Source organism: Luteimonas galliterrae (assembly GCF_023374055.1).
Classification (GTDB): domain Bacteria; phylum Pseudomonadota; class Gammaproteobacteria; order Xanthomonadales; family Xanthomonadaceae; genus Luteimonas_C; species Luteimonas_C galliterrae.
In genome coordinates, this window is the sequence record NZ_JAMBEP010000001.1 from 1,579,845 (window position 1) to 1,598,658 (window position 18,814).

17 protein-coding genes and 2 pseudogenes are annotated in these 18,814 nt (G+C 66.1%); 7 read left to right on the forward strand and 12 right to left on the reverse strand.

Annotation, left to right across the window (positions count from 1 at the left end; all coding sequences use genetic code 11):
• Positions 1 to 228 precede the first annotated feature (228 nt).
• From lptD to M2650_RS07410, 6 genes and pseudogenes are all read left to right on the forward strand, one after another.
• On the forward strand, positions 229 to 2,595 hold the full coding sequence (lptD, locus tag M2650_RS07385; protein ID WP_425602510.1) for an LPS-assembly protein LptD: 2,367 nt from the start codon (positions 229 to 231) through the stop codon (positions 2,593 to 2,595).
• The gene (locus M2650_RS07390; RefSeq protein ID WP_425602533.1) at positions 2,595 to 4,004 is read left to right on the forward strand and encodes a peptidylprolyl isomerase; all 1,410 of its coding nucleotides are present in this window, start codon (positions 2,595 to 2,597) and stop codon (positions 4,002 to 4,004) included. The genes lptD and M2650_RS07390 overlap by 1 nt, the downstream gene beginning before the upstream one ends.
• Before the next feature lies 1 nt (position 4,005).
• On the forward strand, positions 4,006 to 4,983 hold the full coding sequence (pdxA, locus tag M2650_RS07395) for a 4-hydroxythreonine-4-phosphate dehydrogenase PdxA (RefSeq protein WP_249472930.1): 978 nt from the start codon (positions 4,006 to 4,008) through the stop codon (positions 4,981 to 4,983).
• The gene (gene rsmA / locus M2650_RS07400; RefSeq protein WP_249472932.1) at positions 4,980 to 5,765 is read left to right on the forward strand and encodes a 16S rRNA (adenine(1518)-N(6)/adenine(1519)-N(6))-dimethyltransferase RsmA; all 786 of its coding nucleotides are present in this window, start codon (positions 4,980 to 4,982) and stop codon (positions 5,763 to 5,765) included. The genes pdxA and rsmA overlap by 4 nt, the downstream gene beginning before the upstream one ends.
• A 35-nt stretch (positions 5,766 to 5,800) precedes the next feature.
• On the forward strand, positions 5,801 to 6,181 hold the full coding sequence (gene apaG, locus M2650_RS07405; protein WP_249472933.1) for a Co2+/Mg2+ efflux protein ApaG: 381 nt from the start codon (positions 5,801 to 5,803) through the stop codon (positions 6,179 to 6,181).
• 6 nt (positions 6,182 to 6,187) lie between these two features.
• A pseudogene (locus M2650_RS07410) lies at positions 6,188 to 7,079 on the forward strand (symmetrical bis(5'-nucleosyl)-tetraphosphatase); the annotation flags it as partial.
• Positions 7,080 to 7,086: 7 nt separating this feature from the next.
• Here M2650_RS07410 and M2650_RS07415 read toward each other — a convergent pair.
• From M2650_RS07415 to M2650_RS07455, 9 genes and pseudogenes are all read right to left on the reverse strand, one after another.
• Positions 7,087 to 7,515, reverse strand: a pseudogene (locus M2650_RS07415) (dihydrofolate reductase); the annotation flags it as partial.
• Complete coding sequence (locus M2650_RS07420) at positions 7,512 to 7,949, reverse strand: DoxX family protein (protein WP_249472936.1); 438 nt, start codon at positions 7,947 to 7,949, stop codon at positions 7,512 to 7,514. The pseudogene M2650_RS07415 and the gene M2650_RS07420, both read right to left, overlap by 4 nt.
• 99 nt (positions 7,950 to 8,048) lie before the next feature.
• On the reverse strand, positions 8,049 to 8,843 hold the full coding sequence (locus tag M2650_RS07425; RefSeq protein WP_249472938.1) for a thymidylate synthase: 795 nt from the start codon (positions 8,841 to 8,843) through the stop codon (positions 8,049 to 8,051).
• Positions 8,843 to 9,721 (reverse strand): prolipoprotein diacylglyceryl transferase, encoded by an 879-nt coding sequence (lgt, locus tag M2650_RS07430; protein ID WP_249472940.1) that lies wholly within the window; start codon positions 9,719 to 9,721, stop codon positions 8,843 to 8,845. The genes M2650_RS07425 and lgt overlap by 1 nt, the downstream gene beginning before the upstream one ends.
• Before the next feature lie 181 nt (positions 9,722 to 9,902).
• Positions 9,903 to 10,409: a TPM domain-containing protein gene (locus M2650_RS07435; RefSeq protein WP_249472942.1), complete on the reverse strand. Its 507-nt coding sequence runs from the start codon at positions 10,407 to 10,409 to the stop codon at positions 9,903 to 9,905.
• Positions 10,409 to 11,326 carry a TPM domain-containing protein gene (locus tag M2650_RS07440; protein WP_249472944.1) on the reverse strand — a complete coding sequence of 306 codons (918 nt, stop codon included), beginning with the start codon at positions 11,324 to 11,326 and terminating at the stop codon, positions 10,409 to 10,411. Before M2650_RS07440 ends, M2650_RS07435 begins: the two co-directional genes overlap by 1 nt.
• 21 nt (positions 11,327 to 11,347) lie before the next feature.
• On the reverse strand, positions 11,348 to 11,980 hold the full coding sequence (locus M2650_RS07445) for a LemA family protein (RefSeq protein WP_249472945.1): 633 nt from the start codon (positions 11,978 to 11,980) through the stop codon (positions 11,348 to 11,350).
• A gap of 243 nt (positions 11,981 to 12,223) precedes the next feature.
• Positions 12,224 to 12,973: a TerC family protein gene (locus tag M2650_RS07450; protein ID WP_249472947.1), complete on the reverse strand. Its 750-nt coding sequence runs from the start codon at positions 12,971 to 12,973 to the stop codon at positions 12,224 to 12,226.
• A gap of 12 nt (positions 12,974 to 12,985) precedes the next feature.
• Positions 12,986 to 13,369, reverse strand: coding sequence for a diacylglycerol kinase (locus tag M2650_RS07455; protein ID WP_249472949.1), 384 nt, complete (start codon positions 13,367 to 13,369; stop codon positions 12,986 to 12,988).
• A gap of 254 nt (positions 13,370 to 13,623) precedes the next feature.
• Between M2650_RS07455 and M2650_RS07460 the strand changes: the two genes are divergently transcribed.
• On the forward strand, positions 13,624 to 14,331 hold the full coding sequence (locus M2650_RS07460) for a GDSL-type esterase/lipase family protein (protein WP_249472951.1): 708 nt from the start codon (positions 13,624 to 13,626) through the stop codon (positions 14,329 to 14,331).
• A gap of 828 nt (positions 14,332 to 15,159) precedes the next feature.
• Here M2650_RS07460 and M2650_RS07465 read toward each other — a convergent pair.
• The 3 genes from M2650_RS07465 to M2650_RS07475 are packed head-to-tail and all read right to left on the reverse strand — an operon-like array spanning position 15,160 to position 18,658.
• The gene (locus M2650_RS07465; protein ID WP_249472953.1) at positions 15,160 to 16,395 is read right to left on the reverse strand and encodes an ABC transporter permease; all 1,236 of its coding nucleotides are present in this window, start codon (positions 16,393 to 16,395) and stop codon (positions 15,160 to 15,162) included.
• Positions 16,392 to 17,099, reverse strand: a complete 708-nt coding sequence (locus M2650_RS07470; protein ID WP_249472955.1) for an ABC transporter ATP-binding protein — start codon at positions 17,097 to 17,099, stop codon at positions 16,392 to 16,394. Before M2650_RS07470 ends, M2650_RS07465 begins: the two co-directional genes overlap by 4 nt.
• On the reverse strand, positions 17,096 to 18,658 hold the full coding sequence (locus M2650_RS07475; protein ID WP_249472957.1) for an efflux RND transporter periplasmic adaptor subunit: 1,563 nt from the start codon (positions 18,656 to 18,658) through the stop codon (positions 17,096 to 17,098). Before M2650_RS07475 ends, M2650_RS07470 begins: the two co-directional genes overlap by 4 nt.
• Between the last annotated feature and the right edge of the window lie 156 nt (positions 18,659 to 18,814).

Below are 18,814 nucleotides of genomic sequence, written 5' to 3' on the forward strand. Positions count from 1 at the left end.
TCCGCCTGTGCGGAGATGACGTCTTTAAGGGCAAAAAGCGGTGGAGCGGAGCAGATCTGCAAAGCGCTGCGGAATACTGGCCCGCTCGCCTGCCACCACAGGCGGGCCTGGACCGCCTCATCGCCAGGGCCACGCCCCCGCCTCGACCTGAACAACAAAAAGGCGCTCGCGTTGCCGGGTCGCATGGGATACGGCAAGCTAGCCGCCGATTCCGTTCCGGATTGCCGCGTGCGCCCTGTTTTCCGCCTGCTGCCGCTGCCCTTGTGCATCGCTATCTCGCTGACCGCGCAGGCGGCGGAACCGCCCCCGAACTGGGGGCTTTGCCCGGTGGACGACGCCATCCCCCCTTTCGAAGGCGCGCCCAAGCCGGCCAACGGCGCGATCGCCGCGCCGCGCAGCCAGCAACCCACCGATATCGAAGGCGACACCCTGGGCGGGGTCAAGGACCAGTCGATCGAGTACCAGGGCAACGTGGCGCTGACCCGCGGCGACCAGTTCATCGGTACCGACAAGCTGACCTATAACGAAGACACCGAAACCTACGTTGCAGAAGGCAACGTCCGCTACCAGGACAGCGGCATGCGCGTGGTTGCCGACCGCGCGGAAGGCAACCAGGCCAAGGACCAGCACAAGATCGAAGACGTGCGCTATCAGCTGGTGGAGCGGCGCGGCAACGGCGCCGCGGAATCCATCCAGCTCGACGGTTCCAAGGGCGGCATGCGGCGCTCGACCTACACCACCTGCCCGCCCGGCGACAAGCGCTGGGAACTGCGCGCGCAGCGGATCGACGTCGACACCGAAAAAGGCATGGGCGTGGCGCGCAACGCGACGCTGCACATCGGCAAGGTGCCCGTGCTGTACGTGCCCTGGTTCATGTTCCCGATCGACGACACGCGCCGCACCGGCCTGTTGTATCCGTCGATCTCCAACTCGGACCGCAACGGTTTCGACTACCGTCAGCCGATCTACCTGAACCTGGCGCCGAACTACGACGCCACCCTCAACCCGCGCATCATGACCAACCGCGGCGCATCGCTGGGCGCCGAGTTTCGCTACCTCAATCCCCGCGGCCGAGGCACGATCGCCGGCATGTACATGCCCGACGACGACCTGCGCGAACGCGACCGCGGACATTTCATTTTCAACGCCTACCAGAACTTGAGCCGGCATTGGCAGGCGCGCAGCGGCTTGGTCTGGATCAGCGATCCGCGTTATTTCGAGGACTTCAGCAACAGCATCAACGGCGTTTCGATCACCACGGCGGTTAGTACCGTCGGCTTGTACGGGCGCGGCAGATACTGGGGCAGCTCGTTGACCGCCAACCACTACCAGCTGGCCGACCCTAACCTGACCAAAGCCAACCTGCCCTTCAGCGCCAAGCCACGCGGCGCCTTCGTCTGGGAACGGCCTTTGACGAACTGGTTTACGGCCGGCATCGAATCGGAAGTGGTGCGCTACCAGAAAGACGACGCCGTAATCTCCGGCATCCGCCGCGAATTCCCCGGCGGCTCGCGACTGGACCTGAAGCCTTACGTCAGCATGCCGCTGGAAGGCGCGAGCTGGTTCCTGAGGCCCACCGCGGCCTGGCGATACACGCAATACCAGTTGGACGATGGGCTGGGCGCGATCGTGGGCGACGACAGCCCCACCCGCAGCCTGCCGATCGTCAGCGTCGATAGCGGCCTGTTCTTCGACCGCAGCTTCCGCTGGCGCGACCGGGACTATCTGCAAACGCTGGAACCGCGCATCTTCTATCTCAACGTACCCTACCGCGACCAGTCGCGGTTGCCGGCGTTCGATACGCGGCCGCTCACATTCAGCTGGGGCCAGCTTTTCCGCGACAACCGCTACTCCGGCGCCGACCGCCAAGCCGACGCCAACCAACTCACGATGGCCATCAGCAGCCGCATGATCCGCGGTTCCGACGGACACGAAAAATTCTCCGTGAGCCTGGGGCAGATCCGCTATTTCGAGGATTCGCGCGTTACGCTTCCCGGCGAAATCGCAGTGAAGCAAGGCAAGTCCTCATGGGTGGCCGACGCGAACTGGTCGCCCAGCGACCGCTGGACCATCGGCGCTTCGTACCAGTGGGATTCGCGGCTGCGCCGCGAGGATCTGGCCAGCCTCCGCGCCAGATACCTGTTGAAGGACGACGGCATCATCAATTTCGCCTACCGTTACCGGCGCAATCTGAACTTCCGCTCCAACCTGCCGGTCACCGTCAACAACAGCCCCGATTTGCTCGAGCAAGTCGACCTTTCCTTCCTTTACCCGATCAATCCGAAATGGAGCGTGGTCGGCCGTTATTACTACTCGCTGTTCGACCACAAGGAACTGGAAACGATCGCAGGCGTGCAATGGGAGAGCTGCTGCGTGGCCGCGCGGCTGATGGCGCGGCGCTACGTCGAAAACAGCGAAGGCGACCTGAACAGCGGCATCCTTTTCGAAATCGAACTGAAAGGCCTCGGCTCGGCGGGCCAGGATACGAGACGCACCTTGCGCCGTGCTATTCTGGGCTATTACCGGGACGACCTTTATCTTGTGCCGCCCGAGACCGCAACGGGCCAGAAAGCCGATCCGGATCCCTCATTATGATGAAGAAACTCCTGTTGTCCGCGCTCGCATCCGCAGCGCTCGCCGCTACCCTGACCGCTCACGCTCAGACCGCAGAACCGATCGACCGCATCGCGGCGGTGGTCGAGGAAGACGTGATCCTGCAAAGCGAACTGGACCGCGCCATGCGCAACGTCCTGGCGCAATACGCCAACCGCCAGGACCAGCTGCCGCCGCGCGACGTACTCGAAAAACAGGTGCTCGAACGCCTGATCCTGGTGCGCCTGCAGGTGGAACGCGCCGAACGCAGCGGCATCCGCGTCAGCGACGACGAACTGGATCAGGCGGTCAACGGCGTCGCCAGCCAGAACGGCATCAGCCCGGACCAGCTGCGCCAGCAACTCGCCGCCGAAGGCATCGGCTTCGACGATTTCCGCGCCACGCTGCGCGACGAGATGATCACCCAGCGCATGCGGCAGAGCTTCGCGCAGGGGCGGATCAACGTCAGCGAAGCCGAAGTGAACTCCGCGCTGGCCGCGCAGGCCAGCACCGGCACGCAGTTCCACCTGGCCCATATCCTGGTCGCCTTGCCCGACGGCGCCACCGCCGAGCAGATCGCCACCGGCCAGAAGAAGATCGACGGCATCAAGGCCCTGATCGACAAGGGCGAGATGGATTTCGCCGCGGCCGCGGTGCGCTATTCCGACAGCCCGAACGCGCTGGAAGGCGGCGACCTGGGCTGGCGCAGCCAGGACGAGATTCCGACCGTGTTCGCGGACCAGATCCGCAACCTGCAGCCGGGCCAGATCATCGGGCCGCTGCGCGGGCCGAGCGGTTTCCAGTTGGTACGGCTGGTCGAAGTGCGCGATGCCTCGCAAGCGGCGCCGGGCACGGTGACCCAATACGAAGCGCGCCACATCCTGATCCGCAGCGATAACGAAGCGACCGACGCGCAGGCCAAGGCCAAGGCCGAAACCCTGCGCGCGCGCATCGCCGGCGGCGCCGATTTCGCTACTGTGGCCAAGGAAAGTTCGGAAGACCAGAACACCAAGGACAAGGGCGGCGACCTGGGCTGGTTCGCGCAGGACGCTTTCGGCCCCGAATTCGGTTCGCAGATTGCGGGCCTTCGCGACGGCCAGGTGTCGGCGGTGTTCAAGACTTCGGCGGGTTGGCATATCGTGCAGCGCGTCGCCACCCGCCAGACCAGCGCCAGCACCGACGACACGCGTCGCGCGCAGGTGCGCGAGACGATCGGCCGCCGCAAGCTGGAAGACGAGTACAACCGCTACCTGCGCGAAATGCGCGGCGAAGCTTACGTCGATATCCGCAGCGGCGCCGCGGCCGGCCAGACGACGCAACCCGTCACGCCGACCGCACCGGTCGAAGAGACGCGCGAACAGCGCAAGCAGCGCGCGCAGAACGCGATCCTGCCCGACGCCAGCCAACGCTGACATGCGCCCGCGGCTTGCCCTCGTCGCGGGCGAGCCGGCCGGGGTCGGCCCCGAGCTTTGCGTGCGCCTGGCGCAGCAGCGGCGCGACGATTGCCGGATCACCGTTTTCGCCGATGCCGACACACTGACTGCGGCAGCCGCCGCCTTGTCGTTGCCGCTGCGCCTGCTGCATCGCGATGCCGCCGTCGAGCGCCCCGGCGATATCGTGCTGTACCCATTCTCCAACGCCGCTCCCGCCCGCTTCGGCGAACCCGATCCGCGCAATGCGCGAGCAGTGATCGGCGCCCTGCTTTCCGCTGCAGGCGGTTGCCTGCGCGGCGATTTCGACGGCCTGGTCACCGGGCCCGTGCACAAAGCCACGATCAACGCCGGCGGCATCGCCTACACCGGCACTACCGAATTGCTGGCGACGCAAGCAGGCTGCGAAGTGGTGATGATGCTCGCCAACGACACCGCGCGCGTGGCGCTGGCGACCACGCACCTGCCGCTGCGCTCGGTGGCCGATGCGATCACCCGCGATAGCCTGATCCGCCAGCTGCGTATCATGCATGCCGCGTTGCGCGACGATTTCGACATCGCGACGCCGACCATCGCCGTGCTCGGCCTCAACCCGCATGCCGGCGAAGCCGGCCATCTGGGACGCGAAGAAATCGATGTGATCGTGCCCGCCCTGGACGCGCTGCGCGCGGAGGGCCTGCAGCTGATCGGCCCATTGCCCGCCGATACCGCCTTCCTGCCGACCAAGCTGGCCGGCTTCGACGCGGTGTTGGCCATGTACCACGACCAGGGCCTGCCGGTGCTGAAGTACAGCGGCTTCGAGCGCGCGGTCAATCTCACCCTGGGCCTGCCCTATCCGCGCGTCGCCGTCGATCACGGCACCGCGCTCGATTTGGCCGGCAGCGGCCGCGCCGATCCGTCGAGCCTGTTCGCGGCGGTGGAGACCTGCGCTCGAATCGCCGGCAGCAGGCGCGCGCGATGACGCATTTCAGCGAGCCGCCCAAGAAATCGCTGGGCCAGCACTTCCTGCACGAGCGCGGCGTGATCGACAAGATCATCCTGGCGATCGATCCGCGGCCCGGCGACCGCATCGTCGAGATCGGCCCCGGCCAGGGCGCGCTGACCCTGCCGTTGCTGGCGCGCCACGGCGCGCTGACCGCGATCGAGTTCGACCGCGACTTGCTGGTGCCGCTGGCCGCTGCGGCGAGCGACGTCGGCCGGCTGACCCTGGTCTCGGCCGATGCGTTGAACGTCGACCTGACCGCGCTGGCGCAAGGCGAACCGATCCGGCTGGTCGGTAACCTGCCCTACAACGTCTCCTCGCCGATCCTGTTCCATGCGCTCGATCACGCGGCGGCGATCCGCGACATGCACTTCATGCTGCAGAAGGAAGTCGTCGACCGCATGGCCGCCGCACCCGGCAGCAAGGTCTACGGCCGGCTGAGCGTGATGCTGCAGGCCTATTGCCGCGTAACGCCGCTGTTCAAGGTGCCGCCGGGCGCATTCCGGCCGCCGCCGAAGGTGGATTCGGCCGTCGTGCGGTTGGTACCGCGCGCCGAGGCCGAGATCGGCATCGCCGACCGCGCTCGTTTCGCCGCCGTGGTGCGCGCCGCCTTCGGCCAACGCCGCAAGACCTTGCGCAATGCGCTTAACGGCGTGGCCGATGCCGCGGCGATCGAAGCCGCGGGCCTGGAACCGGGGCTGCGCGCCGAACAGGTCGACGTCGCCGGCTTCGTCCGTCTCGCCAATCTGCCGACCGCATAGTCCAGGCGTTCACGCCGCTCGCTTACACTGTCGGCATGGACAACACCGACTACGCCTTCGACATCGACGTCGCGACGCGCTACCTGGACGACCAATCCGCGCCCGACGAGGGCCGCTTCGTGTTCGCCTACACCATCAGCATCCGCAATAGCGGGCGCGTGCCGGCGCGCCTGCTCGGCCGCCATTGGGTGATCACCGACGCCAACGGCAAGATCGAAGAAGTCGAGGGCGAAGGCGTCGTCGGCGAACAGCCCTGGCTGCGGCCGGGCGAGGATTTCCAGTACACCTCGGGCACCATCCTGGAAACCAGCCTGGGCACCATGCAAGGCAGCTACGACATGCTCGCCGACGACGGCACGCGCTTCGAGGCGCCGATCCCGGCGTTCACGCTGTCGACACCGCGCACGCTTCATTAAGCCGATATGGCCGTCTGGGCAATAGGCGATCTGCAGGGCTGTTACGAACCGACGCGGCGCCTGCTCGATCGCATCCATTTCGATCCGGCGGCCGACCGGCTCTGGTTCTGCGGCGACCTGGTCAACCGCGGCGGCGAGTCGCTGGAAACCTTGCGCTTGGTGCATTCGCTGCGCGCGAACTGCGTCACCGTGCTCGGCAACCACGACCTGTCGCTGCTGGCGATCGGCGAGCGCCGTCCCGAAGAGCAACGCAAGGTCAATCCGGACCTGCAGCGCGTACTGTTCGCCGAAGATCGCGACGTGCTGCTGGACTGGCTGCGCTCGCAACCGCTGCTGCACGCCGAGCACGATCTGGGCTGGATGATGGTGCACGCCGGCCTGGCGCCCAAATGGACCGTATCGTTGGCGGAAAAGCATGCGCGCGAAGTCGAACAGCGGCTGCGCGGCGACGGCTACCGCAAGCTGCTGAAGAACATGTACGGCGACCAGCCGTCGTGGTCGCCCAAGCTGTCCGGCGTCGAGCGCGACCGCGCCATCATCAACGTGTTCACCCGGCTGCGCTATTGCACGCCGCGCGGGCGCATCGCCTTCGACGCCAAGGGCGCACCCGGCACGCAGCCGCCGGGTCTGTATCCGTGGTACGAAGTCCCGGGACGGGCCGAGCGCACGCTGAAGATCGTTTGCGGGCACTGGTCGACGCTGGGCCTGTTCATCGGCCACGGCGTGCATGCGCTGGACACCGGCGCGGTCTGGGGCGGCAAGCTGACCGCGCTGCAGCTGGACAGCGAGGATTTGCGCGTCGTGCAGGTGCCGGGGCGCAACGTGCCGGCGCCTTCGCCTCAGGCGCGCAAGTAATCGACGAATTCGAAATCGAAAGCGTGCTTGGCGTCGGCGCGGCGGCTTTCGCGCGATGCGATGCGCCATCCGTTGCGATCGAAATCCGGGAAGAAGGTATCCGCGCCTTCGACCACGGTGTCGACATGGGTCAGATACAGCGCATCGGCCGACGGCAAGGTCAGCGCGTAGATCTCGGCGCCGCCGATGACGCACAGTTCCTGCGCGCCGTCGTCGCCTGCCGCCTGCAGCGCGGCGTCGAGCGTATCGACGGCCTGCATGCCTTCGAACGGCGCGTTTCCGGATCGCGTCAGCACCAGATTGGGCCGCCCCGGCAGCGCGCGGCCGAGCGACGCGGCGGTTTTGCGGCCCATCAGCACCGGCTTGCCCAGCGTCAGCCGTTTGAAGCGTTTCAGATCGTCGGGCAGATGCCAGGGCAAGGCGTTGCCCTTGCCGATGGCGGCGTTGCGGTCCAGCGCGGCGATCAACGACAGTTTCATCGCGCTAGTTTGCGCCAACTTCGATCCAGCGAATAGCGGCCCGCGCCGGCGAACACCAGGCACAAGCCCGCCGCGACCAAAGCGAGCGCGGCGAACGCGCCGGGATAAGCTTGTTTCGAATCGACCATCACGATCGCGACGACGAAGTTGAAGGCCACGATCGCGCCTGCGAAACGCGTGCAGAGTCCGAGCACCAGCGCCAGGCCGCCGCCGAACTGTCCGATCACCGACAGCACCGCGCAGAACAACGGAAAGGGAAAACCGAACTGCGCCAGGAAATCGCGGAACTCGAGCATCCGCGCCCACGAAAACACATTGTCCTGCGTCATGAACATCAGATGCCCGCCCATCACGATACGCAGGATCAGCAGGCCGACGCCATGCTGGCCTGCCAAACGACGCTCCACGGCGTTATGCCAGCCTGCGATGCTCATTTGCTCCTCCGGACAGCACCTGTGCGGAAGGCATTGCATCGCACTCGTCTGCCGACGGCCAGCATCGCGGGACGAAATGGCCGTAGCCGGGGACCAATATCAGACCGCGACCGGCGCCTTGATAGCGGGCAACGGATCGTAGCCCTCGATCGCGATATCGTCGTACGTGAAAGCGAAGAGGTCGTTCACGTCCGGATTCAGCGCGAGTTTCGGCAGCGCGCGCGGCTCCCGCGACAACTGCTCGCGCGCCTGGTCGAAGTGGTTCGAATACAGGTGCGCATCGCCGAGCGTATGCACGAAATCGCCGACGCCCAGGCCGGTCGCCTGCGCGACCATGTGCGTCAGCAAGGCGTAGCTGGCGATGTTGAACGGCACGCCGAGGAAAATGTCGCCGCTGCGCTGGTACAGCTGGCAGCTGAGCTTGCCGCCCGCCACGTAGAACTGGAACATCGTGTGGCAGGGCATCAGCGCCATGTCGGGCAAGTCGGCGACGTTCCAGGCGCTGACGATCAGGCGCCGCGAGTCCGGATTGCGCTTGATCTCGTCCACTACCCAGCGCATCTGATCGATCTCGCGGCCGCCGGGCGCCGCCCAGCGCCGCCATTGCTTGCCGTACACCGGGCCGAGTTCGCCGTTCGCGTCGGCCCACTCGTCCCAGATCGAAACCTTGTTTTCCTTCAGGTACGCGATGTTGGTTTCGCCGCGCAGGAACCACAGCAGCTCGTGCACGATCGAGCGCAGGTGCAGCTTCTTGGTGGTGACCAGCGGGAAGCCTTCGTTCAGATCGAAGCGCAGCTGCCAACCGAAGACGCTGCGCGTGCCGGTGCCGGTGCGGTCGCCTTTCTCGGCGCCGTTCTCGAGCACGTGGCGCAGCAGGTCCAGGTACTGGCGCATCAGGCGGCCTCGCTAGCGGGCTGGGGCTGCAGCGTCGGCGCGCTGCGCGAGCGCCACAGCCAGAACAGGCCCAGCGCCACCAGCGGCAGGCTCAGCACCTGGCCCATGGTCACCCAGCCGAACGCGAGGTAGCCGAGCTGCTCGTCCGGAACGCGCACGAATTCGACCGCGAAACGGAACAAGCCGTACAGCAGCGCGAACAATCCGGCGACGGCATAACGCGGCCGCGGCCGGCGGGAGAACCACCACAGGGCGCAGAACATCACCAAGCCCTCCAACGTGGCCTGATAGAGCTGCGAAGGATGCCGCGCGAAATGATCCAGCGCGCCGGCGGCGTATTGCGCCTGCAACTGAGCCGGATCCAGGTTTGCGAGTTCGCGTTCCGCGCGCGGAAAGACCACGCCCCAACCGGCCTGCGTGTATTTGCCCCACAACTCGCCGCCGATGTAGTTGCCCAGCCGCCCGAAACCGAGCCCGGGCGGAACCAGCGGCGCGATGAAGTCGACCACGTCGAACACGTGCAGGCGATGCCGCCGCGCCCACCACGCAACCGCGGCGAACACGCCGAGCAGGCCGCCGTGGAAGCTCATCCCGCCTTCCCACACCTTGAACAGCATCAGCGGATTTTCAAGGAAGGCGCCGAAGCTGTAGAACAGCACATAGCCGATGCGTCCGCCCAGCACCACGCCGAGCATCGCGTAGAACATCAGGTCGCCGTAGGCGTTGGTGTCCGCGCCGGGCAAGCGGCCGGCACGGATGCGGCTGCGGCCCAGGAACCAAGCGGCGGCGAAGCCGAGCAAGTACATGATGCCGTACCAGTGGACTTGCAGCGGGCCCAGCGACAAGGCGATCGGGTCGATCTGGTGGAGGACGATCATCAGGCGAAAAATCGGGAAGCCGGCGATGGCCTATTGTGCCCGAGGCCGCGGTTTTTGGAGGGGCGGCCTTTCTGTGAGAGCGGCTTCTTGTAGGAGCGGCTTCAGCCGCGAGCTCTTCTGGCGAGATCGCCTCGACATGAGAAGCTCGCGGCTGAAGCCGCTCCTACGAAGCGCAGCGCGCTTAATCGAGGATCCTGGGCAGGTCCGGCAGCTCGTTGTCGTCTGGATCGCCGGCCGCGCGCGGGAAATGTTCCGCCAGCAGGCCCGATACCGCCGCCACGGCGCGCACCGCCGCCGCTTCCGGCTCTCCGGCCTTCAAACGCTCTTCCATCATCTGGCAGATGCCGCGCCATTGCTCGGCGCTGATCCGGCCCTCCAACCCGCGGTCCGCGACGATTTCTATGCGATGGTCGGCCAGCAGCAGGTACACCAACACACCGTTGTTGGCGGCCGTATCCCAGACGCCCAATTGCCCGAAAACTTCAGCGGCGCGATGGCGCGCGTCGCGGCCCATCAACGCCTGCCGCGCCGGCAACGCCGATTCCACCGCGAAACACACCTCGCCGCGATGGCGGTTTTCGCCTTCGGCGATCGCGTCGGCGATCCGCTGCAGACTGTCCGGCGGATACAGGCCATGCGCCGGGCGCGCGAACAAGTGACGCAGCAGCCGGGTCAGGGACATCGCCATCACCAACTCCCCGAGGCGCCGCCGCCTCCGCTCATGCCGCCGCCGCCGGACCAGCCGCCTCCACCGCCGCCGAAGCCGCCGCCCCCGCCGAAACCGCCACCTCCGAAGCCACCGCCGCCGAAGCCGCCCCAGTCGCCGCCGCCCCGCGCAAAACGTCCGGCCGAAACGCTTACCAGGCCATACACGAGCCCGATCACGCCCGCAGCGATGCCCAGGCCCAGCAAGGACGAAATCAGCCAGGCCGCACCGCCCGCCGCGCCGCCGGTCAGGACGCCACGGATGCCGGCAGGCGCTCGCCGGAACACGCCGCGCACCAGGTTGGCCGCGATCAAGGCCACGAACAGGGCGAATACCCAATTGCCGCCGCTATCGCCCTCGCCTTCGCGCGGCTGGGCCATCGGTTCGGGTAGCGGTTCGTCGTCGATCAGTTTGGCGAGCACGGCGGTCGCATCGATGAGGCCGCCACCGTAATCGCCGGCCCGGAATTTCGGCGCGAGATACTCCTGGATGACACGGCCGGCTGTGATGTCCGGGATCGCGCCTTCCAAGCCGTAGCCTACTTCGATCTTGACCTTGCGGTCGTCCTTGGCCACGACCAGCAGCACCGCGTCGTCGACACCCTTGCGGCCGATCTTGTACTGCTCGAACGCGCGCACCGCGTATTGCTCGATCGTTTCGGGCTGCGTGGTCGGCACCATCAGCACCTGCAGCTGGCTGCCTTTGCGTTGCTGCAGGGCCAGCGCCTGTTGTTCGATCTGCTGCTTCTGTTCGGCGGTGAGCGTGCCGGTGGTGTCGATCGCCGGCGAGGTCAGCGGCGGGATCGCGGCCTGCTGCGCGAACGCGAGCGACGGCGCCACGCACGCGAGCAACAGCGCGAACGCTGCCGCCCATGCGAGCGCGGGCTTGCGCGAAGCCATCGTCTTCAACCGCGGCTCAGATCACTGCGCCGGCTGCGGTTGCTGCGGCTGCGCGGGTTGTTGCGGCTGGCCGAAATCGACCGCAGGCGCTTCCTGGATCGCGCGCTCGTTCTCGACGGTGAAATTCGGCTTGGGCTTGTAGCCGAACATCATCGCGACCAGGTTCTGCGGGAACGAGCGGATATAGGTGTTGTAGTCCTGCACCACCTGGATGTAACGGCCGCGCGCGACGGTGATCCGGTTCTCGGTGCCTTCCAGTTGCGTCTGCAGGCCGAGGAACGACTGGTCGGCCTTCAGGTTGGGATAGTTTTCGGTCACCACCATCAGCCGCGACAGCGCGCTGGACAGTTCGCCCTGCGCCTGTTGGAACTTGGCCAACGATTCGGCATCGTCCGCATTGACGTTGATCTGGCTGACCTTGGCGCGGGCCTCGGTCACGGCGGTGAGGACCTGCTGTTCGTGCGCCGCATAGCCCTTCACCGTGCTGACCAGGTTGGGGATCAGGTCGGCGCGGCGCTTGTACTGGTTGAGCACTTCGGACCAGCCGGCCTTGACCGCTTCGTCCTTCTGCTGGATCTGGTTGTAGCCGCAGCCGGACAGCAATACCGCGAGCAGGGTCAGCAGGATCAGGCGGAAAGGGGAAACGGCACGCATGGCACGGCTCCTGGGGGAAGACCGGCGCATTGTGCCGTATCCCTGTGAAGGGGGCGCCTTTGTTATTTCCCCCTTTGAAAAAGGGAGGATTGCCCTTGCTGTAGTTTTTCGTAGGAGCGGCTTTAGCCGCGAGCTCTTGATCTTGTCGAATCAAGAGCTCGCGGCTAAAGCCGCTCCTACGAAGAGCGGAGGGCAAATCCCCCTCGGTCCCCCTTTTTCATAGGGGGAGGAACAGCGGGACGCCTACCACTGCCCGGCGCCGGGGATCCTGTGCGAAGCCGCGCGGCGGCGCATCAGCAGGTTGAGCCATTCGACCAGCACCGAGAAGCCCATCGCGAAGTAGATGTAGGGCTTGGGCACGTGCACCGACAGGCCGTCCAGGATCAGCACCGCGCCGATCAGCAGGATGAAGGCCAATGCCAGCATCTTCACCGTCGGGTTCTCGTCGATGAACTTGCCCAGCGGGTTGGCGGCCAGCAGCATGATTGCCACCGCCAGCAGGATCGCGAACACCATGATCGGAATGTGCTGGGCCATGCCGACCGCGGTGATCACCGAATCCAGCGAGAACACGATGTCGATGACCGCGATCTGCGCGATCACCACCCAAAACACCTGCGACGCCTTGGTGGTCCGCGGATCCTCGTCCTCGCCGCCGCTGATCAGGTCGCGGATCTCCAGCGTGCCTTTCACCACCAGGAATATGCCGCCCAGGATCAGCACCAGGTCGCGGATCGAGATGCCCATGCCGAACAGCATGAACAGGTCCCGCTCCATCCGCGCCAGGAACGCCAGCATGATCAACAGCAGGATGCGCGTGATGCACGCCACCGCGATGCCGATCTTGCGCGCCACCGGGCGGCGGTGTTCGGGCAGGCGCCCGACCGCGATCGAGATGAACACCAGGTTGTCGATGCCGAGCACGATTTCCAGCGCGCTCAAGGTGACCAGCGTCAGCCATGCATCGGGAGAAGCCAGGAAACTCAGATCCATTCGTATCTCACGTCAAAAGAGGTAGCGCGGGCCGAGGATCGCGCCCCAGACCAGCAGAACGTTCATCATCAGCACGAACACCGCGGCCGAGCCCATGTCCTTGGCGCGTCCGGCCAATTCGTGGTGCTCGGGGCCGTAGCGTTCGATCACCGCTTCGACCGCGGAATTCAGCAACTCTATGCTCAGCACCAACAGCATCGAACCGATCAGCAGCGCACGCTCCACGCCGCCCGTGCCGAGCCACCAGCCGATCGGCGCCAGGATCGCGAACAGGTAGACCTCGAGCCGGAACGAGGATTCGTGCAGCCACGCCGCGCGCAGGCCCTGCAGCGACCAGACCGCCGCTTTCATGATCCGCACCGGGCCGCGCGGCAGATGGCCGAATTCGTCCGCCATGGCTGCGCTCAAGCCTCCTGCCGCGCAATGCGATGGAGAAACGGAATGGCGGGGGTTACGGGAACGACACTGCTGCGATCGTGCGGTGATGGCTCGAGGGCGAGCCGCGTCGGGTCGAGCATGTAGGGTCTCGGGCTGGCGTGTGCAGAACCCGGCGATTTTGCCATACGACGAGCCCCTTCGACCTGTGCCCGCCGGTTTGCAATGCGATGACCGGGCTGTTTCACTGACGCGAACCCCACCGGAAACCGACCATGCGAGCGCGTGCCGCACAGCTGATTTTTGTCGCCCTGTTCGCGGTCCTGACGCTGGCCGCCGGCTGTGCGGCCAATCCGTCGGCCACAACGCCATCCCCGCCCCCGCTCGATCCGCCATCGGCCGACTGGACCGTTGATCTGGCCGCATTCGCGGCCCAGGATGCCGCCGATCCGCCTCCTCAGCGGCCGGTCGTGTTCACCGGCAGTTCCTCGATCCGGCTATGGCAGACCCTGGCCGAGGATTTCCCCGGCGTGCCGACGCTCAACCGCGGCTTCGGCGGTTCGCAACTGCGCGATGTGGCGCACTACGCGGACACCCTGGCGATCCAGTACCGGCCGCGCATGATCGTGATCTACGGCGGCGACAACGACATCAACGCCGGCCGCGATGCGCAGCAGGTGCTGTCCGATTTCCGCGCGGTGGTCGCGCGCATCCGCAGCGATTTGCCCGATGTGCCCATCGTCTATCTGTCGATCAAGCCCAGTCCGTCTCGCGAATCGCAGCTGGCGACGCAACGGGAGGCCAATGCCGCGATACGCGCCGAAGCGGCTAGGTGGCCTCGGGTCGAATTCGTCGACGTGGCTACGCCGATGCTGGACGCCGGCGGCAGGCCTCGTCCGGAGTTGTTCGTCGAGGATCGCCTGCATATGAATCGCGACGGCTACGCGCTATGGCGGCGAATCGTTGCGCCTCACCTGAAATAGTACGGTTCTTTGCCGCTGCGTCGTAGAGCGGGGCTTGCCCGCTGTCTTGCTCCGATTTTTTGTAGAGCAGGGCTTGCCCGCTGCTCTCGCTTCGGCTGCGTAGAGCGGAGCTTGGTCCGCTGCCCTCGTTCTTAAGCCGTTCGCTCTTAAGCCGTTCGCTCTTAAGCCGTTCGCTCTTAAGTCCCTCGCTCCTAAGTCGTTGCTCTTAGGCCGTTCGGTCTTAAAGACGTCATCCCAGCGAACGCTGGGACCCATGTTGCTCTTGCCCTTGCCCCTAAGCCGTCATCCCGGCGAAGGCCGGGATCCAGGCCCGCGTCCTTGCGGGTTGCGCTGCGACTCGCGCCATGGAAAAAGGCTTCCGGGCTGCGCCCGGGTCACTTTCTTTGCTGGCCCAAAGAAAGTAACCCAAGAAAGGGCCTGAACTGCGGTGCGATGCGTCGCACCTGTAAGTCCGCCAGCGGACCTGCTTTCGTCGTGGGTGACCTTCTTACGCAGGTACTAGATTTTGATTCGCCGCGATTGTGGTGACGTGGCTTTTGCGGAGTTGCGCTAAGGAGGCGTTCTGGTCGATCGCCCCGAATCTGAATGTCGAAGCGACGGAGGAATCCCGAGGGCTGGCGAGCGGTGGCCAAGAACACGAGGTAATCCCATCGCCGGGATACCTTCCAAAGGCCCTTTTTCTTTGGTTACTTCTCTTTTTGGGCCCCACAAAAAGAAAGTAACTCGGCCGCGGTTTTAGCGGACGAAACCCCGGCCGGAACGGCCGGCAGAGCCGACAAACCCAACAGCAAAAGCAGCGGAGCAAGCTCCGCTCTACAAACGACGGGATTACTGCTGGCGCAACGCCTCGATCGGATCGAGCTGCGACGCCTTGCGCGCCGGGTAATAGCCGAAGAACAAGCCCGTAGCGATCGAGAAACCCGCCGCCAGTCCGATCACCTTCTCGTTCAACGCGACCGGCAATTCGCTGAACTGGCCCACGGCCAACGCGCCGACGATGCCCAGCACGATGCCGATCACGCCTCCGATCAGCGAAATCAGCATCGCTTCGGCCAGGAACTGCCGGCGCACATCGCTGGGCCCCGCGCCGACCGCCATGCGCAGGCCGATTTCGCGGATGCGCTCGGTCACCGACACCAGCATGATGTTCATGATGCCGATGCCGCCCACGATCAGCGAGATAGTGGCCACCGCGCCCAGCAGCAGCGACATCAGCCGCGTGGTCTGCGTGCGCGTGGCCACGATCTCGGAGATGTTGCGCACGGTGAAGTCGTCGTCGTCGCCGGGCTTGATCTTGTGGCGCTGGCGCAGCAAGGCCTCGACCTCGGTCTGCGCGTAAGTGAGGTCCTTGGCGTCGGTCACGGTCAGCGCGATCTGCATCACCGCGCTGGGCGGCAGGCCCATCATGCCCATCAAGCGGCGCCGGCCGGTTTCCAGCGGCACCATGATCACATCGTCCTGGTCCTGGCCGAAGCCGCCCTGCCCTTTCGGAGCCAGCGTGCCGATCACGGTGAACGGCACCCGGCCCAGGCGGATCGTCTGGCCGATGCCGCTGTCCTCTCCGAACAGCTCGCGGCGCACCGTTTCGCCCAGAATCACTTCCTTGGCCGCGCTGCTGTAATCCTGCGCGTCGAACAACTCGCCGTTGGCGATCGCCCAGCCGTTGATCTCGAAGAAATCCGGCTGCACGCCCTGCCAGTTGCTGGACCAGTTGTTCTCGGCGAACACCACCTGGGTCCCGCCGCGCAGCGCTCCGGCCACGTACTGCACTTCCGGGATCTCGTTGCGGATCGCGTCGACGTCGCCTTCGCTGAGGGTGAAGAAGCTGCTCGCGCTCATGCGCACGCCGCCGGCGCCGCGGTTGGAACCGGGCGAGATGTCGAGCCGCTGCGAGCCCAGGCCCGACACCAGCTTGTCGATTTCGGCCTGCGTGCCCTGGCCCACCGACACCATCACGATCACCGCTGCGATGCCGATGATCACGCCGAGCGAGGTCAACGCGCTGCGCATCCAGTTGCCCCGCAAGGCGAAAATCGCTGTGCGCAGGATGTCCGCGAAGTTCATGCCGCCGCCCGCTCCTGCGCGTGCAGCTCGCCGTCGTGCATCAGGTAGATGCGGTCGGCGTGCGCGGCCACTTCGGCGTCGTGGGTGATCAGCACCACCGTATGGTCCTCGTCGCGCAGGCGCTTGAACAGGGCCAGGATCTCCTCGCCGGTCTTGGAATCGAGCGCCCCGGTGGGTTCGTCGGCCAGGATGATCGGCGGTTTGTTGATCAGCGCGCGGGCAATCGCCACGCGCTGCTGCTGGCCGCCGGACAGTTCGGTCGGGCGGTGCCCGGCACGGTCGGACAGGCCGACCGCGGCCAGCGCTTCCTGCGCCAGGCGCAGGCGTTCGGCCGGCGGCACCTGCGCGTAGCCCAGCGGCATCGCCACGTTCTCCAGCGCGCTCATCCGCGGCAGCAGGTTGAAGCCCTGGAACACGAATCCGATCTTGTCCCGGCGCAGCACCGCGAGGTCTTCCGCGTCGAGCGTGGACACGTCGACGCCATCGCACTCGTAGCTTCCGCTGCTGGGCGTGTCCAGGCAGCCGATCAGGTTCATCAGCGTCGATTTGCCCGAACCGGACGGACCCATGATCGCGACGAAATCGCCGCGATCGATCCGCAGCTCCACGCCCTTCAGCGCCACGACTTCGGCTTCGGTGCCGGGCGAGTAGACCTTGCCCAGCGCGTGGGTGCGGATCACCGCGACGGCGTTGGCATCGTTCATCCACCGCCTCCCGGTGCCGCGCGAGCGGAAGACTGCCCGCTCGCCGCGGCGCGTTCGCCGGTCACCACCAGGTCGTCCTGCTTGATGTCGCCCGACACTTCGGTGCTGGTGCCGTCGCTGGCGCCGACACGGACCATCGTCATCTGCGGCTTGCCGTCGACCAATTTGTACAGCGGCGCGCGCTTGGCGCCGACCAGTTCGGAGATCTGCGCATCCCATTGCTTCTGCTGGCCTGGCGTCAGGGTGGCGCGGAACGGCGCGAACTGCTGGTTTGTGCGTTCGATCATGCGCTGGCGGATCTGCGCCTGGATATCGCCGCCGGCACCGCCCATCACGATGCGCATGCCGCCACCGCTGCCGCCGCGGCCGAACAGGCTGCTGCCGCCGTTGCCGGCCTGCGGCGCCATGCGCGCGGCCTGGCGTTGGCGCATCGCCTCGATCGCGGTATCGAACGTGGCCTGTTGCTCGGCATTGAGCTTGAGCCCCGCGGCGACGCGGACGAGGTCGTCGGCCATGCCGCCACCGCGCATCGTCACCGTTTGCGGAGCCGCCGCATTGCTGCCCTCTTCGCTGGCCGGCTTGTAGCGCAACGCCGCGTTGGACACCTTCAATACGTTATTGCGGCGGCTGACCTCGATTTCGGCATTGACGGTCAAGCCCGGCAGCAACGTACCATCGCTATTGTCGACAGTGACGACGACCGGATACGTGACCACGTTGTTGGTGGTGGTCGCCGATAGCCGCACCTGGTCGACCACGCCTTTGAACTGGCGGTCGGCGAATGCGTCGGCGGTGAACGACACGGCCTGGCCGACCTTGACCTGGCCGATGTCGGCTTCGTCTACGGCCAGCTCGATCTTCATCTTGGCCAGGTCTTCGGCGATCTTGAACAACTCCGGCGCCTGCAGGCTGGCCGCGACCGTCTGCCCGGGCTCGATCGTACGGGTCAGCACCACGCCGTCCACCGGCGAGCGGATCACGGTGCGGCCCAGGTTGATGCGCGTGGTTTGCGTCGATGCGGTCTGCTGGCGGATCTGGGCCTGCGCCGAATTGACCTGTGCCTGCGCCTGATCGCGCGCGGCGCGGGCCAGATCCACGTCGCTCTGCGCGACCAGTTTCTGCTTGCCCAGGTCGGCCTTGCGCTGGTAGTCGAGTTCCGCGTTGCGCAGCGTGGCCTGCATTTGCCGCAAGGACGCTTGCGCGCTGGCGATGGCGGCATTGCCCTGCTGGATCTGCGCCTCGTAGCTGGCCGGATCGATCTTGGCGATGATTTGGTCCTTCTTGACCCGGTCGTTGAAGTCGACCAGCACATCGGTCACCTGCCCGGAAATCTGGCTGCCGACCGTGACCGTGGAAATCGCGCTGAGCGTGCCGGTGGCGGAAATCGCCACCCGGATGTCGCCGCGCTCGACCGCGCTGGTGCGATAGCCGCTTTCGGCCGCGCCGGCCTTGCGCTGGTTCCAGAACCAGAGTCCGGCCGCAAGCAACGCCAGCAGGGCCACGGCGATGCCGATGCGGCGGCCTAGACGGGAATGGGGGGCTTTACGGGGTGCGCTCATGCTTTCCGGTCGCAGGGAGTCGACGGACGCTAACGCGCCCGTCCTGAATGGGTTGACAGTAGAGCTTAACGGGAGCCGATAGTTCCGGCGCGTCCGGCCGTAGATGCACTGACGAGAGGAAGGGTCGCACGACCGACGAAAGCAACGGATCGGCGG

Excerpts from the sequence above, each read along its gene's own strand:
- M2650_RS07435 (WP_249472942.1), bottom strand. The coding sequence starts at position 10,409 with ATGGCGATGTCCCTGACCCGGCTGCTGCGTCACTTGTTCGCGCGCCCG.
- M2650_RS07440 (WP_249472944.1), bottom strand. The coding sequence starts at position 11,326 with ATGGCTTCGCGCAAGCCCGCGCTCGCATGGGCGGCAGCGTTCGCGCTG.
- M2650_RS07445 (WP_249472945.1), bottom strand. The coding sequence starts at position 11,980 with ATGCGTGCCGTTTCCCCTTTCCGCCTGATCCTGCTGACCCTGCTCGCG.
- M2650_RS07450 (WP_249472947.1), bottom strand. The coding sequence starts at position 12,973 with ATGGATCTGAGTTTCCTGGCTTCTCCCGATGCATGGCTGACGCTGGTC.
- M2650_RS07425 (WP_249472938.1), bottom strand. The coding sequence starts at position 8,843 with ATGCGCCAGTACCTGGACCTGCTGCGCCACGTGCTCGAGAACGGCGCC.
- M2650_RS07460 (WP_249472951.1), top strand. The coding sequence starts at position 13,624 with ATGCGAGCGCGTGCCGCACAGCTGATTTTTGTCGCCCTGTTCGCGGTC.
- apaG (WP_249472933.1), top strand. The coding sequence starts at position 5,801 with ATGGACAACACCGACTACGCCTTCGACATCGACGTCGCGACGCGCTAC.
- M2650_RS07455 (WP_249472949.1), bottom strand. The coding sequence starts at position 13,369 with ATGGCGGACGAATTCGGCCATCTGCCGCGCGGCCCGGTGCGGATCATG.
- M2650_RS07390 (WP_425602533.1), top strand. The coding sequence starts at position 2,595 with ATGAAGAAACTCCTGTTGTCCGCGCTCGCATCCGCAGCGCTCGCCGCT.
- M2650_RS07465 (WP_249472953.1), bottom strand. The coding sequence starts at position 16,395 with ATGAACTTCGCGGACATCCTGCGCACAGCGATTTTCGCCTTGCGGGGC.
- lgt (WP_249472940.1), bottom strand. The coding sequence starts at position 9,721 with ATGATCGTCCTCCACCAGATCGACCCGATCGCCTTGTCGCTGGGCCCG.
- M2650_RS07470 (WP_249472955.1), bottom strand. The coding sequence starts at position 17,099 with ATGAACGATGCCAACGCCGTCGCGGTGATCCGCACCCACGCGCTGGGC.
- rsmA (WP_249472932.1), top strand. The coding sequence starts at position 4,980 with ATGACGCATTTCAGCGAGCCGCCCAAGAAATCGCTGGGCCAGCACTTC.
- M2650_RS07475 (WP_249472957.1), bottom strand. The coding sequence starts at position 18,658 with ATGAGCGCACCCCGTAAAGCCCCCCATTCCCGTCTAGGCCGCCGCATC.
- pdxA (WP_249472930.1), top strand. The coding sequence starts at position 4,006 with ATGCGCCCGCGGCTTGCCCTCGTCGCGGGCGAGCCGGCCGGGGTCGGC.
- M2650_RS07420 (WP_249472936.1), bottom strand. The coding sequence starts at position 7,949 with ATGAGCATCGCAGGCTGGCATAACGCCGTGGAGCGTCGTTTGGCAGGC.